Here is a 221-nt window from a genome sequence, read left to right on the forward strand (position 1 = left end):
TGTGATCAACACGGCGCGCGAATTCCACCACGGCGGCCGGCCGCCGCTGCAAGCCGCGCTCGATGGTGGCTTCAGCCGCTTCCGTCCGGTGCTGATGACCGCGCTCGCGATGCTGATCGGCATGCTGCCGATGGCCCTCGGTCTCGGCGACGGCGGCGAACAGAACGCGCCGCTCGGACGCGCGGTGATCGGCGGCCTCGCGCTCGGCACGGTATCGACCC

1 protein-coding gene is annotated in these 221 nt (G+C 71.5%); it reads left to right on the forward strand.

Features of this window, described 5'->3' with window-relative positions; all coding sequences use genetic code 11:
- The coding region (locus P0D89_RS54625; protein WP_408379958.1) for an efflux RND transporter permease subunit at positions 1-221 on the forward strand (221 nt) is incomplete at both ends.

The sequence above is a fragment of the Paraburkholderia sp. RL18-085-BIA-A genome (assembly GCF_046027075.1).
In the GTDB taxonomy this organism is placed as follows: Bacteria; Pseudomonadota; Gammaproteobacteria; order Burkholderiales; family Burkholderiaceae; genus Paraburkholderia.